Raw genomic sequence first — 16422 nt, 5'->3', positions numbered from 1 at the left:
CCCTCAATTACTTTGGGTCATGCTTTTTTGTCGTAACACGATTTACAATATATCTCTTGTGCTGTTTTTGCCAAACACACATCAAATGGACCAACTAATATACTTCTTTCTTTCGGCAACTTTACAAAAGCAACAAGCTCTTCTTCATATTGAATCTTTTTCTGACATGAAACGCATATTAACTCTTTTCTTTTAAACATGTCTTTTAGCATATTCTCACTCTCCTCTTCATCTGTCTATATTAATATACTCTCATAATAGTTAAAACTTGTAAAAAAATGACACATTATAAAGTAAATGATTCATATACTATGTACAAAAGGAGGCCTTACACTTATACGCGCTTTCGTTATTATCGCTTTAACTTTTTTAAGTGTGATTAGCTGGGATGCGTTTTTTAAAGATAAAAAGGATACAACTGAATAAAACCCATTTTTCTTACTTATTGGACAACCCGTTAAAAACTGTCCAATTCTGCGAAATAACTTAGGCTTTTCTACAAAAATATTTAAACATAACAATTTTTGTAGATTTCCTCCGGTTATTGTCGGTTTCCATCCGCATACATTTTTTGAAAGTATGATATAATAATATAAATCTTGAAGGAAGGGATTTTGATATCATGATCGCTCGAAGGAGCATGTGGCATCGTATTGACGAATCATACACGTAGCGTATTTTCCAGCTCAGATACTTTAGTCTAGCGAAAAAAATACGAGAGTGGGGAAATTATGATTGCCCGAAGGATAATTTGGCAAAAAAAAGACTCTTCTTACACATAGCGTTTTGTTTAGGGCTTAATTGTTACTAGCTAAACAAAACAAAGAAGAGCAGGATTGCTAAATGAAGAATCCTACTCCACGTTTTGTTTAGTCGTTTTAAGACTTAAACTAAAACGAAAGTAGGGAGAATTGATGGACGAGAGGATTATTCGTTATTTCTTCAGCGACATATAGCGTAGTTAGTTTTTTCGTAAACTAACTGAAGCTACATGTGAGCTCGTAGTTAGTTTACAACACAAAAAAGGACTACTAACTACGGAAAGAAGGAATAACGATGAGGAACATCCAAAGTCGACAAATTATTAAAGAAGTTTTTATGGTTTTAATCGGTTCATTTATTTTAGCAGCAGCGCTATATCACATTCACTTCCAAAACCACTTAACAGAAGGTGGCTTTGTAGGTATCGCACTATTCATCCAAAATTTTTATGATATTTCACCATCTATTTCAACTGTAATGATGGATATCCCAATTATTCTACTATGCGCTTCATTGTTAGGTAGAAAAATGGTTGGCTATTCATTCTTAGGTTCAATTTCATTCGGAGTATTTTATTCTCTTATGGAAAATTATTCTCCATTTACGGTCGATTTATCAAACAATTTATTTATAGCTGCAGTAGTTGGCGGTGCGTTAGCTGGTATTGGACTCGGTTTTATATTGCGATTTGGCGGTGCAACCGGTGGAGACGATATTTTAACAATTGTATTAAGTAAAAAAACACGTTTTACAATTGGGCAAATTTTCTTCGTCTTTGACGCGATTGTTCTTGCGCTTTCATTATATTATTTAAATTGGACAGAAATTGCTTTTACTATTCTTTCGATTGCCGTACAGGCAAAAACATTGGATTTAATTTATTATCCAAAAACAGAAAAAGCAGAAGAAAAGCAGCCAGTATCTATTCCAATGTCCAAAAAGCATGCAACAAATTAAAAAAGCGAAAGGCTTCGGCCTCTCGCTTTTTTTATGCTCTTTTTTCCTTCTCGACTATGTGGCGCACTTGATAAAATCTATTTGCAAATTCAGTAACGTTTCTTGTTAAACGATAATTCACTGTAGACCCGATTGCCATTCCAATTACCGGAATACCTTGGAATAATTTACGACGAAGAGCATAAATCGAAAATGTTTTCAAAATTTGTTTTAAAATAATTTCAGTCGAAGCTGGTTGTAACACCGCTTCATCTCCTTCGTAGAAGAAGGAATCTTCTTGTTCTAGCTCTTGCAGTAAATTGTACCATGCGTATTGCTGAAGTCTTCCTGGTAGTAATGACGCATGAAATACCTTTAACGCAAGCATCATTTCATAAGGCTTGTTCACATCATGCCCAAATGACGTTGCAATAAGTTGGACAGCCTTCACATTTAACGCAATCATAACCGGAAAATCAGCTGTTAATAATAATAAACCTCCAGCACCCGTTGCTCCGCCTTGTACGAATGAATATAGGCGATGGCGTGCTGTTTGCTGCTCTGCTATGTATGTTAATTGATCGATAGATAATGCTTTTAAATCCTCTAGTTGCTCAATCGATTCATCAAATAATCTCGATGTTCCTAAAATACGATTACGCGCCTCTAACTGTGATTGTGAACTTTGAATCAATGCATGCAAATGAAAGAGCCATCCATCTGCTTTCGTAAAGAAATCTTTTCGTTTTTTCTCAGGTAGTTTCGCAATTGTATTATGTACCCATTTATCAAACAGTTTTTGAAAATCAGTCGCTTCTTGCTCAACTAATTGCGATTCCCATTCTTTTATATTGTCTAAAATGGCTTGTTCTCGCTTCGATCGCATCGTAACAACCACCTCGTTCGATTTTTTTCTATTGTAACATATTTCTGCTTATTCTTTGCAAATATGCTTGTCTATCTTTATTCACATACCACTTTTAGTGACATAAAATATTAACAAAAAGGATGAGATAAATCACATGAATCTATCCGATATAAAAAAAGAATATCATGCAGTATTCAGTTTAGGACAAAACTGCTGGCCTGCTTGGGCGTTATATCAATTCAAATTATCACCATTTTTTGGCGTTATTGATTTTATGCTAAGCCCATCATTAGAAAAGGTGAATATATTATTACAAAATCGATTTGACCGTTTTTTACAGTTAGAAAACTTATCCTTCATCTCATTTTGGGATGATGATGCGAAATTAAGACTACGGGACAATCTATACGAAATCGACTCCTGCCACGACTTTAAAACAGATGTAAATACACCAACTTCTTGGCCTTCTTATACAGAAATTAAGTTAAATTATGAGCACCGAATTAATCGTTTTCTAACAACAATTGACACAGCACAATCCATATTATTTATTCGAACTGGAGGAACATACGAAGAAGCACGTTCCTTGGAACACATTTTATCTCAAATCGTTACACATACATTCTCTGTCCTATTACTCATTCCTGAAGATGTACCAACTGTTACGGAAGAAGATTGGGGATTGCAAAATATTTGCGTTATAAAATGTCCTATTATGGATGTATTTCAGTACAATGAAACATTTTGGAATGACTTATTTAATGGCATCGTAATTCGACCACATTCTTAAATACACGACACTTTTATTACGCAATACATTATAATCATCCTTATACAAAATAAAGTGAAACTTTAATCAGTGGGGGTTTTGTTCATCCCCCACTGATTATCAGCCCTCACCAATCGGACTTTTACGGACAGCCCGACCCCCACCTAACTTCTTTGCTTCCGCTGAATTTTGAGGTGGGGGTCTTACTGCCCGTTAAAGCGGGATAAATAAGGAGTGATTGTATATGTATCCACGTGCAAAAGCTTTCGGTCTTGCTTTACATCACGAGCGGCTTCTCGTACAAGAATATCATACAGACGATGAAACATATTACCGGCCTCTTGGCGGTTCAATTGAACTTGGTGAAAAATCAGCACATACTGTTATTCGTGAATTTCAAGAAGAGCTTCATACAGAAGTGGAAATCACTGCTTATTTAGGTTGCTTAGAAAACATCTTTCATCTTGATGGAGAAATTGCTCATGAAATCATTCAGTTATATTCTTTACGCTTATTAGACACGTCACTATATGGAATGGAAGTACTGAATATACAAGATGAACAAACAGTATCGTATGCGAAGTGGATTCCCATTACAGCATTCATTCAGGAGAAAAAAGCACTATATCCAGATGGAATTTTAAACTATACCCAAAAGAAAAAAGACGAAATCCTATAGGACTTCGTCTTTCTTTTCATATATTAACCGATGTTTCCAAGACGTAGTACGTCACGAGCGATCATAACTTCTTCGTCAGTTGGAATTACAATAATTTTTACTGGAGAATGTGGGAAGTTGATGAATGCTTCCTCACCGAATACGTTATTGCGTTTTGCATCGAAGTATACGCCCATGTATTCAAGGCCTTCTAATACGCGTTCACGAATAATCGCACTGTTTTCACCTACACCAGCTGTGAAGATGATTGCATCTACACCTTTCATACGAGCAGTGTAAGAACCGATGTATTTGTGGATACGGCTTACGAATACATCAAGTGCTACTTTCGCACGGTGATCGCCTTCTTCTTCTTTCGCAATGATGTCACGTAGGTCACTAGAGTAACCAGTAAGACCTAACATACCACTCTTCTTGTTTAATACGTTAACTACTTCTTCTACTGTTTGGCCTGTTTTTTCCATGATGTATGGAATTAACGCAGGGTCAATGTTACCAGAACGTGTACCCATTGTTACACCAGCAAGTGGAGTGAAGCCCATAGAAGTATCGATAGATTTACCGCCTTCTACTGCTGCGATACTTGCACCGTTACCTAAGTGACAAGAAAGTAAGCTTAAGCTTTCAAGTGGACGACCTAATAGTTCAGCCGCACGTTCAGTTACATATTTATGAGAAGTTCCGTGGAAACCGTATTTACGGATACCGAATTTTTCATAGTACTCATATGGTAAGCTGTATAGGAATGCAGATTCCGGCATTGTTTGGTGGAATGCTGTATCGAATACTGCTACTGCTGGTACGTTTGGTAATACTTCTTGGAATGCTTTAATACCAACAACGTTTGCTGGGTTGTGAAGTGGTGCTAAATCGCTTAATTCTTCGATATCAGCTAATACTTCATCAGTAATTAGAACAGAGTCAGCAAATTTTTCGCCGCCGTGAACAACACGGTGACCGATACCGCCAATCTCATCTAGAGATTTAACGATTCCGTTTTCAGTTAATTTTTTAAGAAGCATATTAACTGCTACTGCGTGATCTGGAATGTTTGTAATTTCTTTTTGTTTTTCGCCATCTACAGTAATAGTGAAGATACTATCTTCTAAACCGATACGTTCTACTAAACCTTTTGTTAATACTGTTTCACTTGGCATTTCAAATAATTGGAATTTTAAGGAAGAGCTTCCTGCGTTAATCGCGATGATTTTTGACATCTAGTCTTTCGCCCCTTTTTCTCTTGGTAGTTGTGTGGATGTTTCCACAAACCGCTCGATTTTATCTGATCAAATTTACTAAATATGAAAACGTTTCATCATTAGTAAATTTTATACTCACGATTTTAATTTAAACATCGTACGACATATATTTCAAGTGAAAAAATTGTAACACCAAGAAAAAAAATATATTACAGATTTCAAAAAAATTCAGTTAAATCTTGTATATATTTAAAAATATGACATATCATATAAAACTGTACTACATGAATTACTAACCCTGTTACATATACCTAGCCTTATTTATGCGTTGCAAACCAAGTATTTAATTGGTCCATAATGTCCTCCATCGCCTTCATGTTGGAGAATTTAGGTAACTCCACTAATAACGCCTGTTTTGGCATCGTTACACTAGGACCTTTCTTTTGGAGAACAAATATACTTTTTGCATTTTTCTCGTTTTTAAACATGGAAACAGGTAGCTGTAATAACCCCTGAATAAAGCATGTTTCTTTAATAAATGCATGTAATTTCGGTGCTTGATCACTTTCAAAAATGAAGTTCGGTACTAGGAAGAATAAGTATCCGCCTTCTTTCGTATGCTTCACACTTTGTTCAATAAATAGGTGGTGGGCATATGACATTCCTTCATCTGCTTTTAACTTATATTCACTTGCACCGATTTCATTTGGATAGTAACCAACCGGTAAGTCTGAAACGACTGCATCAACTGGATCGATATAAAGCGGTGCTAGTCCATCTTGATGGAAGAATTCGATTGCATGCTTTTGTAAATTCGCATTTACTAAAGCAAGTTTAATTAGCACTTCGTCCACTTCTACACCAAATCCACTCATCGTAACGTTTTCTTGAGCACTATTGAAAACTGTCGTCATCAAGTTACCTGTTCCAATTGCAGGGTCTAACACAGTAATTTCATTTTGACCCTTCATAAATTTATGGAATAAGTAACTCATGAACATACCAACTGCATCAGGCGTCATTTCGTGATTCGCTTGTACGCCTTCCTTCATTCCTTTTAAGATGGCTAACTGAAATGCTTTACGAATTTCTTCACCTTTATATGTTTCTTCATTAAACGTACTATATTCACGATTCAGCCTTTCAATTGCTGATTCTGATAATTCCTCTTGTAAAATCGCTCCTTCAAACAAGTTATCCCCTGTTTCTACAAGCGCCTCTAAATATGTTACATCTAATTCTTTACGTAAAACTACCGCAGAAGAATCAAAAATAGAAAATAAAGTTTCTACTGTCTGACTCACGTACATTCCTCCTTCTCTCTTTTACACATAACTTATATCATACCATAATCTGATTTTTTCCCAAAAGAAAAAGCGACCTCTTTTTAAGAGCTCCCTTTTTAGTGATGTATGATGTAACGTCTTCTCTCGTATATCGATTCCATATAGCAATATATGAGAGAAGACGACCTCTTACAAAGAGGTCATCTTCGTTCACATTATTTTGCAGCTTTTGCTGCTTCTAATGCTGCTTCATAGTTTGGATGGCTTGTACCTTCGCTTACGTATTCTACGTAAACTACTTTGTCATTGCTATCTACTACGAATACTGCACGAGCAAGTAAACGAAGCTCTTTCATTACTAAGCCGTAAGCTTCACCGAATGAAAGGTCACGGTGGTCAGAAAGTGTAACAACATTTTCTAAACCGTTTGCTGCACACCAACGTTTTTGAGCGAATGGTAAGTCAGCGCTAATCGTTAATACTTTCGCGTTTTCAATACCTGCTGCATCTTGGTTAAAACGACGTGTTTGTGCATCACATACACCTGTGTCGATAGAAGGTACAACACTAATTAATTTCACTTCACCTTTGTATGTTTCTAAACTTACTGGAGATAAGTCATTTGCTAACACTTGGAAGTTTGGCGCTTGATCGCCAACTTTAACTTCTGTTCCAACTAAAGTCATTGGGTTACCTTTAAAAGTTACGTTTGCCACTTGAAAATCCTCCCTTATTTAAACAAAATATGTACAATGTAAATGATAGTTTGTCCCTATCGATAATGCAAATAAAATCGCTTTATTTACAAAAAAATTAAAGAAGCTAATCTATTGATCAGCTTCTTTATTCGTTAAATTTGAAATTCAGGATCGTCTTCTTTTCGTTTATCCATCATTTCTTTCACTTTATCAACAGCTTGTGGCGCTAATTCAATTATTTTATCGATGACGTGTGTTTGCTTATCTAAGTGCAACACTTTTACGCCTTCTCCATTTATAACAAGAAAAGCAACAGGATTAATAGAAACTCCTCCACCGCTTCCCCCGCCAAATGGATGGCGGCCTGAATGTTCTATTTTACCAAATTCACTTCCACCAGCCGCAAATCCGAAGCTAACTTTTGAAACGGTAAGAATTACACTTCCATCAGCAGCTTTAATTGGATCGCCGACAATTGTATTTACATCAGTCATTTGTTTTAAATGCTGCATTGCAGTTGTCATTAAACCTTGAATTGGATGGTCCATTCTATATCCCCCCTATGCTTGAACAGATTTTTCTGTCGTACCAGATCTTTGTCTTCTCATAAACACGAGTAATTTCACCGCTGTTTTTATAGTACGGAATATACGAAAAGATGCTGTTAACTCACATCTTGATGCAAATCCTTTCCCTTGAAAAACAGGAGTAATTTCAAATTCTGGTACGTCGACAATATGCATATATTGTCCTACAACTCCAGCAGCCATTCCTTTTGTCCCCCATGCATATCCTGTGACAATTCCAGTACTAGCTGCGTCGCCTGCTCCAATTTGTGTATGCCATTTCCAACCATTGATTTTCACTCGTTTGAGAAAATCTTTAACAATAGTATGAACTTCTTGAAGCTTTTTTATCAGTTCCCCCATACTATCAAGTTGTGCCATAATTTTATTGTCTAGTCCGCCGTCCTCTTCAGCTTTTTCGATTTTTTGTCCTGTTTTCTTCTGCTGTTTCTCAATTCTTTCCAACACATCAAATGTATATCGAATCATCCATATTTTCACTTGAAGCAAACATTGCTTTTCCATTTCTGAATATAAAAATGTCACTTTAAGCTTTATTTTCGACAATAGTATAAACAAAATAAAAAGGAGAAGAATTATTATTCCAATTACGAGCCACTTCATACGTATCATCCTTTCACTCCGTACCCATTATCGACAACTTTATTCATCATTAAACAGCGTTTCATAAGATTGAATATAAAAATTTTTCTAAAAATAAAAAGGTATTTTGACAATTTATATCGAAATATATTATTTGAACATATCGTCAGGGAACGGACTCTAATGATATGTAGCACGAAGCATAGAAAATTTAACTGCAGTGGAGGGATACATAATGGCAGATCGTCGCAATTTATTTTTCTTTTATGGTGATGACAAAGCAAAGCTCGTTGAAAAAATGAAACCAATCTATCGTATTTTAGAAGAGAATGGATTCACCATATTAGATCATCCAAAAAATACAAACGCTATCGTCAGTGTTGGAGATGATGCAACTTTCTTACAAGCCGTTCGTAAAACTGGTTTTAGGGAAGATTGCTTATACGCAGGGATTTCTACGAAAGATGAAATTTCATTCTACTGCGATTTCCATATTGATCACGTTGATACAGCCCTTCAAGAAATTACAAAAAATGAAATTGAAGTGCGAAAATATCCAACAATTGAGGTAGATGTAGATGGTAGCACATCTTTCCATTGTTTAAATGAGTTCTCATTACGTTCTAGCATTATTAAAACGTTCGTTGTAGATGTTCACGTTGATGATTTATATTTCGAAACTTTTAGAGGTGACGGTTTAGTTGTTTCTACCCCAACAGGAAGTACAGCTTACAATAAATCGTTACGTGGTGCAGTTGTTGACCCGCTTATCCCTTGCTTCCAAGTAAGTGAATTGGCATCTTTAAATAACAACACATATCGTACACTTGGTTCACCGTTCATTTTAAATCACGAACGTACATTAACTTTAAAACTAAGACCAGACGGTAACGATTATCCTGTTATCGGCATGGATAACGAAGCGCTTAGCATTAAACAAGTGGAAAAAGCTGTTGTACGCTTAAGCGATAAACAAATTAAAACAGTTAAATTAAAAAACAACTCTTTCTGGGAAAAAGTACAGAGAACGTTTTTATAAGATTAAAATAACCGTAGAATTATGGTGGCCCATAATTCTACGGTTATTTATTTACCCCGATTGGCGCGAGCAACAACCTCTCGCTATCCGGCCGATATTCTTGTCAGTTTTTGTCGGTAAGTCGATATATTCTAATAATCGCTCATATATTTGGAGTTACGGTCGATATATTTCAATAATCGCTGATATAATTCAGGTTACGGTCGATATATTCCGATAATCGCTCATATATTTTCACGCACCTTTTCTATAAACGACTTTGCCATCTATTACGGTCATCTCTACTTGTACTTCTTTTATTTCCTCTGCCTCTATTTCAAAAATATCGCGGTCTAATATTGTAAAGTCTGCCTCATATCCTTTTGTAATTTGCCCTCGCTTCGCTTCTTTTCCGATTGCATAGGCACTTCCTGTTGTAAATAAAGAAACAGCCTCATATACCGTTAATCTTTCTTCTGGCATATAACATAAACCGTCAATAAAACTTCTACGTGTAACAGCGCTATATATGCCTAGAAACGGATTTACTTGCTCGATCGGAGCATCAGATCCCCCGTTACAGTGTAATCCCGCTTCCAGTAACGTCTTCCAAGCATACGCATAACGAAGACGGTGCTCGCCTAGTTTTTCAATGACTGATGGAAAATCTGATGAAACAAAGACTGGTTGTATATCAATAATGGCTTGCAAGTTTTTCATTCTTTCAATCAACTCTTCACGAGCTAGCTGACAATGAATAATACGGTCGCGTAATCCTTTTGCTGGCGGATACAATTCAAGCGCATCAATGACATATTCAAGCGATAAGTCACCGATAGTATGAATCGCAACTGGCATATGTAAGTCTCGTGCTTTCTTCACTAATTCCGCAAGTTCTTCACGTGAGAAAATGGCAACTCCATTTGTTTCTCTCGCATCTTCATACGGTTCACTTAATAAAGCTGTTCTTCCGCCAAAAGAACCGTCAGAAAAAATTTTCATTGCCCCAAACTCAATATAATGCTCATTTTCATATTCTTTTCGTTCATGTGCTACTTCATGGTGAACGAGTAAATGTGCTTTAAATGGCATTTCTTTTATAACATGAGAAAACGCATTATGCACTTTTCTAAATCCACCGTAATAATTTAAATCTTCCGTATGCCCGCCAACGAGTCCATATTGCCAGCAGTCTTTAATTGCTGTTTGCAAAGCACTTTGTAAGTAGGCTTCATCAATTTCAGGCTGGACATGTTTGATTAACTCTTGGCCTTGTTCATATAAAAGTCCTTTTAATTTATTGAATGAGTCCCGTCCAACTTTCCCGCCTTTCGGATCTTCTGCCTTTTCTGTTATGTTCGCTTCTTGCAGTATGTATGAATTCACCCATGTAACATGGCGACAAACGCGCTTTAATAAAATGGGATGTTCTCTTGAAATTGCATCTAAATCTTTTGCGTGAACATCTTTCGTATCTGTAAAGTTATTCTCATTCCAGCCTTCTCCAATAATCCAAGAACCTTTTGGGGCTTTTTCTACGCGCTTCTGAACGAGAGTAAGCACTTCGCTATATGATGTGCAATTTGATAAATCTAGACGAAGTAATCTCTCCCCGTGACCAATAAGATGCATATGGCTATCAACGAGACCTGGAATCATTGTTTTGCCTTCTAAATTATGCAATGTAACCGCAGCATATCGGCTTTCTAACTCTTCTTTACTTCCAACATCAACAATCATACCGTTTTCAACGTAAACAGCGTCCACTTTTTCATTTTCTTCTCTCATTGTGTAAATGGTGCCGCCATACCAAATTTCCCCCATATATTTCATCCCCTTTATTTTTTATTGTATAAAAAAAAGCACCATTTCAAAACATGGTGCTTTTCTAAACATTACTTTTGTTCAGTAGTAGACGTTGTAACTTGCCATTCAATATTAAATTTATCTTTTACTTGTCCGTATGCTGGGCTCCAGAACGTTTCTTGAAGGGGCATAATAACTTCGCCACCTTCTTGTAACTTATCGAATACTTCTTTCGCTTTTTCTACGTTACTAATTTGAATTGCGATTGTTACTTGAGATCCAATTGCATGCCCTTGACCTGGGAATGTATCAGAAATCATAAGATCCGTATTACCAACTTTTAAAGTAGCGTGTAAAACGCGTTCTTTCGCTTCAGCTGGAACCGGGTATTCTGGATTTTCAGGCATATCACCAAAAGTTTGCATGACTTCCACTTTTGCATCTAACGCCTCTTTATAAAACTGTACAGCTTCTTGCCCACTACCATCTAAAACTAAGTACGGATTAATACCTAAAATCATACGGACACCTCTTTTTTCAATTTATAAAATCGAACTTGTGTTCGTTTTTATATTATCATTGTTTGCCATTTCATTCAACTATTTCCTTCACTGTTTTCAAATTTATTTTGACGGAATCTCCATCTCTTGTTTTCTAAGCTCAATACGGCGGATTTTTCCAGAAATCGTTTTTGGTAGTTCATCTACAAATTCAATTTTGCGAGGGTATTTATATGGTGCAGTAAGTTCTTTGACGTGTTGTTGGAGTATTGGAATTAATGTTTCTTCGTTCTTTTCTATATTCTCTCTTAATACGATAAATGCCTTCACGACACTTCCGCGAATTTCATCAGGACTTGCGACAACCGCACATTCTCTCACGTAAGGGTGCTTTACGAGCGCATCTTCTACTTCAAACGGCCCGATTGTATAACCAGAGCTAATAATAATATCATCACCGCGCCCTTCAAACCAGAAATAGCCGTCTTCATCTTTTTTCGCTTTATCACCTGTAATATAATAATCACCGCGGAATTGCATCGCTGTACGCTCATCGTCTTTGTAATATTGTTTAAAGAGGGCCGGCGTTTCAATGTGAACTGCAATATCACCAACTTCGCCTACTTTCACTGGAATACCTTCCTCATTTACAATATCAACGTGGTTACCCGGCGTCGGTTTCCCCATTGATCCTGGTCTAATATCCATCCCTTTCATTACACCAACAAGCAATGTATTTTCCGTTTGCCCATAGCCGTCTCTTACTGTAATATGAAAGTGCTTTTGGAACGTTTCAATGACTTCTCTATTTAACGGCTCACCTGCGGATACAGCGCTATGTAACGCTTCTAAATTGTACTCGCTTAAATTTTCTACCTTTGCCATTAATCTATACTCAGTTGGCGTACAACAAAGCACATTCACCTTATTATCGTCTAATAAATTTAAATACGTTTTTGGTTCAAACTTACCGTGGTATACAAATCCTGTTGCCCCCGAGCCTAGAGTTGCTAAAAACGGACTCCAAATCCACTTTTGCCATCCTGGACTAGCTGTTGCCCATACAACATCATTCTCTTCAATTCCGAGCCAATTTGGAGCGCTCGTACGTAAATGAGCGTATGCCCACGCATGTGTATGAACAACACCTTTTGGATTTCCTGTCGTTCCTGACGTGTAAGATAAAAAGACCATATCTTCTTTATCTGTCTTTGCCATCTCTAACATGTCACTTTCTGTTTCTAACGCTGTTTTTAAATTCATCCATCCATCTACTGACTGCTCGCTCAGAACGAATTTTTGAAGAGATTCCATCGCTTCTATATCATCAAACTGTCCAATGTACGGCTCATAACTTACGATTGCTTTTACTTCCCCATGTCCAATACGGTATTCAATATCCTTTTTGCGTAACATTTCCGAACTCGGAATTACGACAAATCCTGCTTTAATCGCAGCGATATACGTCATGTATGCTTCAATTAAACGCGGCATCATAATGAGGAGCTTGTCCCCTTTTTGCAGACCACTCTTTATAAAAGCGTTTCCAATTTTATTTGCACCTTTCATTAACTCCGCGTATGTAACTTCTCGGCGATTCCCTTTATCATCTTGCCAAATTAAAGCAAGCTTCTCTTTATCACCTGTATATTTCTCTATTTCAGAAACTAAATTATAAGACGGTGGTGCCAACAATTCCTCTCTCTTCATAAACATCCTCCTTTTTCTTTATGCCTCCCTTATATAATAAAGAATTTTCTGTCAATTTTGAACCCTCATCTTTTGACAAATTTTTTAGTTCTGTCGAATATATCGAACACAACTTAGAATATATTAACAAAAAATTAAATATATCAATTTACCGACAAATGGCGCCACAACATAAAAAAGAAAGAGCGGGAGAACCCGCTCTTTCTAAGCCATCATATGGGATTATTTTTGGTAACCGCCTAATTGTTGCTCAGCTAGTGAAACTAGACGTTTAGTGATTTCGCCACCAACAGAACCGTTAGCGCGAGCTGTTGCATCAGCTCCAAGTTGAACACCAAACTCTTGAGCGATTTCGTATTTCATTTGGTCTAATGCTGATTCAGCACCAGGAACCGCTAATTTATTTGTGCTACGTGCCATGTTATATCACCTCCTTGTGAGTATAGAGTGTGATAAATAACATGACTTCATACACGGTTTACATATGGTAATTTATGGTTTTAGAAAAGTTCTTCGAATTTTTCTTCTTCCGCTACTACTTCTACCGTTTGTAATACCATTGTTTCTTTGTTCGCTACAGCTTCATCGATTAATGGTGTGAAATCGTATTTCGCTTCAAAACGATTCGCTTTTTCACGCTTCGGCTTCGTCGCTGGGCTTGCTGGTGTGAATACTGTACAGCAATCTTCGTACGGACGAATTGAAATATCATATGTGCCGATTTCTTCAGCGATTTTAATAATCTCTAATTTATCCATCGTAATAAGCGGACGAATAATTGGATAGTTTGTTACTTCGTTAATCGTATGCATACTATCTAACGTTTGACTTGCTACTTGTCCAAGACTTTCACCAGTCGTGATTGCTAGTGCGTTACGCTCCTCTGCGATACGCTCTGTAATACGCATCATCATACGGCGCATAACTGTCATTGAATAGCTAGATGGGATTTCTTTATTAATCGTTTTTTGCACTTCTGTAAATGGAACAAGGTGAAGTGTTACACGTTTACAGTATTTCGTTAACTCTTGTGCTAAATCGATTACTTTTTGTTTTGCGCGCTCACTTGTGAAAGGTGGGCTATGGAAGTGAACTGCTTCCACAGATACGCCGCGTTTCATCGTTAAGTACGCTGCTACTGGGCTATCAATACCGCCAGACAGAAGTACCATTACTTTTCCGCCAACGCCAACTGGTAAACCACCAGCTCCCATACGCTCATCACACATAATGTAGCTATAACCGCTGCGAATTTCTACGCGTACATTTACATCTGGATTATGAACATCTACAGTAATATCTTCTGTATTTTCTAGAATATGTCCACCAATCTCAGGTAATAATTCCATCGTTCTCATTGGGAAATGCTTATAAGAACGGTGTACAGTAATTTTAAATGTTTTCACATCGCCTTTTACTTGTAAGAAAGCTGCTAATGCACCTTTTTTAATGTCTTCTAATTCTGATGGTACTTTCATCGCTAAGTTAAACTTATGAATACCAAACACATCTTTTAATCTTTCAGATACCGCTTCATGATCTTCGCCATTTAATTGGATATACATACGATCATGTGTTGCATCGATTTTAATATTTGGGAATTTTTTCAGTTTGAACTTTACGTTATCTTTTAATGTGCTTACAAATTTAGAACGGTTCTTACCTTTAGTCGTCATCTCTCCATAACGAACTAAAATATATTCATATGTCATCATATTCCTTTACCTCATCACTTCATATAATTTTGGCATCGTCTCTTTCACAATACCTTCAAATTGCTTTACTTCTTCCATCGTGTTTTCTGGTGCCAAACTAATGCGAATAGCACTTGCAGCAGCGGCATGTGGTACTCCCATTGACACTAACACTCTGCTCACTTCATTTGCTTTTGAAGAACAAGCAGATTTCGTTGATACATATACACCGTGCTCTTCTAAAGCATGAACGACCACTTCTGGTTTTAAACCTACAAATGATACATTTAAAATGTGTGGTGCTGCATATGCAAGCGACGTATTAATCGTTACATCTTCCATCTCTTTAAAGAAACGAACAAGCTCTGCTTGTAAACTTTGCAAATGAGCTACCTTTTCTTTCACTTGCTCCATTGTCATGCGAAGTGCTTTCACCATCGCTACAATTCCAGGTAAGTTCTCTGTACCAGAGCGATACTTCAGCTCTTGTTGACCACCTGATAAAATTGGATCTAACCTTACGCCATCACGTACATAAAGAAGACCCGTTCCTTTTACACTATGGAATTTATGTCCAGATATTGAGCAAAGATCAATATGAGAAGCGTATAAATTAAGCGGTACTTTTCCTATCCCTTGTACATGGTCCACATGGAATCTTATTTTCGGATAATTCGATAATAACGTTCCAATTTCAGCAACAGGCTGAATTGCTCCAGTCTCGTTGTTCACGTGAATAATTGACACAAGAATCGTATCTTCACGAAGCGCTCGTTTTACATCCTCTACCGATACAACACCATGCTCATTAACCGGTAAATATGTTACATCAAAACCGAGATCTTCTAATTGTTTATATGCTTCAAACACAGACGCGTGTTCAATATTTGTTGTAATGATATGTTTACCGCGCGAACGATTCCTCATCGCTATTCCTTTAATCGCAAGGTTATTCCCTTCCGTTCCACCTGATGTGAAAATAATTTCAGAAGGCTTAACGTGAAGAAGCTGCGCTGCAATTGTTCTTGATTGTGTTAATAGACGCTCTGCCTCTCCTCCAAGCGAATGAATAGAAGAAGGATTCCCAAAATATTTCCCCGCAACCGTTACGTACGATTGAAGAGCTTCTGGATATGGCTTTGTCGTCGCACTATTATCAAAATAGATCATCGTTCTTCCCCTTTCAGCGCTGTCACATCATATAATCATATCACAAATACGTGTCATTACGCTAAGACTACGCAAAGGTTCCGTTATATTTTAAAACGAATAACCTTACTGTATTCCGCTATTCATTATAGCAACATCGCCTGCAAAATTACACCAAA

Annotated in this window: 17 protein-coding genes; 4 read left to right on the top strand and 13 right to left on the bottom strand. The window is 37.0% G+C overall.

Going from position 1 to position 16422, the window contains the following annotated elements; translation table 11 throughout:
* Positions 1-17: 17 nt before the first annotated feature.
* Entirely contained in the window at positions 18-212 is a 195-nt protein-coding gene (locus tag QCI47_RS04190; protein ID WP_000910278.1) for a hypothetical protein, read from the bottom strand.
* Positions 213-1056: 844 nt separating this feature from the next.
* Here QCI47_RS04190 and QCI47_RS04185 point away from each other — a divergent pair.
* The gene (locus tag QCI47_RS04185) at positions 1057-1719 is read left to right on the top strand and encodes a YitT family protein (RefSeq protein WP_001244531.1); all 663 of its coding nucleotides are present in this window, start codon (positions 1057-1059) and stop codon (positions 1717-1719) included.
* A 31-nt stretch (positions 1720-1750) separates the two neighbouring features.
* On the opposite strand, the gene QCI47_RS04180 is transcribed toward QCI47_RS04185, so the two are convergent.
* Entirely contained in the window at positions 1751-2584 is an 834-nt protein-coding gene (locus tag QCI47_RS04180) for an EcsC family protein (protein ID WP_001256869.1), read from the bottom strand.
* A 136-nt stretch (positions 2585-2720) separates the two neighbouring features.
* Between QCI47_RS04180 and QCI47_RS04175 the strand changes: the two genes are divergently transcribed.
* Both QCI47_RS04175 and QCI47_RS04170 read left to right on the top strand, forming a co-directional pair.
* Positions 2721-3356, top strand: a complete 636-nt coding sequence (locus QCI47_RS04175) for a DUF1796 family putative cysteine peptidase (protein ID WP_001053724.1) — start codon at positions 2721-2723, stop codon at positions 3354-3356.
* A gap of 223 nt (positions 3357-3579) precedes the next feature.
* Positions 3580-4014 (top strand): NUDIX hydrolase, encoded by a 435-nt coding sequence (locus QCI47_RS04170; protein ID WP_309422313.1) that lies wholly within the window; start codon positions 3580-3582, stop codon positions 4012-4014.
* A 23-nt stretch (positions 4015-4037) separates the two neighbouring features.
* Here QCI47_RS04170 and ackA read toward each other — a convergent pair whose 3' ends face one another.
* The 5 genes from ackA to QCI47_RS04145 all read right to left on the bottom strand — a co-directional run bounded on the left by ackA (position 4038) and on the right by QCI47_RS04145 (position 8396).
* Positions 4038-5231 (bottom strand): acetate kinase, encoded by a 1194-nt coding sequence (ackA, locus tag QCI47_RS04165; RefSeq protein ID WP_000034576.1) that lies wholly within the window; start codon positions 5229-5231, stop codon positions 4038-4040.
* Positions 5232-5530: 299 nt separating this feature from the next.
* On the bottom strand, positions 5531-6517 hold the full coding sequence (locus QCI47_RS04160) for a class I SAM-dependent methyltransferase (protein ID WP_000084357.1): 987 nt from the start codon (positions 6515-6517) through the stop codon (positions 5531-5533).
* Between the two features lie 197 nt (positions 6518-6714).
* Complete coding sequence (gene tpx, locus QCI47_RS04155) at positions 6715-7215, bottom strand: thiol peroxidase (RefSeq protein WP_000024528.1); 501 nt, start codon at positions 7213-7215, stop codon at positions 6715-6717.
* A gap of 134 nt (positions 7216-7349) precedes the next feature.
* The gene (gene ytfJ / locus QCI47_RS04150) at positions 7350-7745 is read right to left on the bottom strand and encodes a GerW family sporulation protein (protein WP_000350002.1); all 396 of its coding nucleotides are present in this window, start codon (positions 7743-7745) and stop codon (positions 7350-7352) included.
* Between the two features lie 12 nt (positions 7746-7757).
* On the bottom strand, positions 7758-8396 hold the full coding sequence (locus tag QCI47_RS04145; RefSeq protein ID WP_000620650.1) for a DUF2953 domain-containing protein: 639 nt from the start codon (positions 8394-8396) through the stop codon (positions 7758-7760).
* Between the two features lie 205 nt (positions 8397-8601).
* Here QCI47_RS04145 and QCI47_RS04140 point away from each other — a divergent pair, with 205 nt between their 5' ends.
* Entirely contained in the window at positions 8602-9405 is an 804-nt protein-coding gene (locus QCI47_RS04140; protein ID WP_309422315.1) for an NAD kinase, read from the top strand.
* Between the two features lie 234 nt (positions 9406-9639).
* Here the strand turns inward: QCI47_RS04140 and QCI47_RS04135 are convergent, their stop codons facing one another.
* From QCI47_RS04135 to QCI47_RS04110, 6 genes are all read right to left on the bottom strand, one after another.
* Positions 9640-11208, bottom strand: coding sequence for an amidohydrolase (locus QCI47_RS04135; protein ID WP_309422316.1), 1569 nt, complete (start codon positions 11206-11208; stop codon positions 9640-9642).
* 71 nt (positions 11209-11279) lie between these two features.
* Positions 11280-11711 carry a VOC family protein gene (locus QCI47_RS04130; RefSeq protein ID WP_017560209.1) on the bottom strand — a complete coding sequence of 144 codons (432 nt, stop codon included), beginning with the start codon at positions 11709-11711 and terminating at the stop codon, positions 11280-11282.
* Between the two features lie 102 nt (positions 11712-11813).
* Entirely contained in the window at positions 11814-13400 is a 1587-nt protein-coding gene (gene mbcS, locus QCI47_RS04125; protein ID WP_000817751.1) for an acyl-CoA synthetase MbcS, read from the bottom strand.
* A gap of 222 nt (positions 13401-13622) precedes the next feature.
* A complete protein-coding gene (locus QCI47_RS04120; RefSeq protein ID WP_000124489.1) occupies positions 13623-13820 on the bottom strand; it encodes an alpha/beta-type small acid-soluble spore protein in 198 nt (65 codons plus the stop codon).
* Between the two features lie 80 nt (positions 13821-13900).
* Positions 13901-15115 (bottom strand): tRNA uracil 4-sulfurtransferase ThiI, encoded by a 1215-nt coding sequence (gene thiI / locus QCI47_RS04115; RefSeq protein ID WP_000989282.1) that lies wholly within the window; start codon positions 15113-15115, stop codon positions 13901-13903.
* Positions 15116-15121: 6 nt separating this feature from the next.
* Positions 15122-16264, bottom strand: coding sequence for a cysteine desulfurase family protein (locus QCI47_RS04110; RefSeq protein WP_000638965.1), 1143 nt, complete (start codon positions 16262-16264; stop codon positions 15122-15124).
* Positions 16265-16422: the final 158 nt, after the last annotated feature.

It is taken from the genome of Bacillus cereus group sp. RP29, from assembly GCF_040459765.1.
In the GTDB taxonomy this organism is placed as follows: Bacteria; Bacillota; Bacilli; order Bacillales; family Bacillaceae_G; genus Bacillus_A; species Bacillus_A paranthracis.
This window is presented reverse-complemented; position numbering and strand designations above follow the sequence as displayed.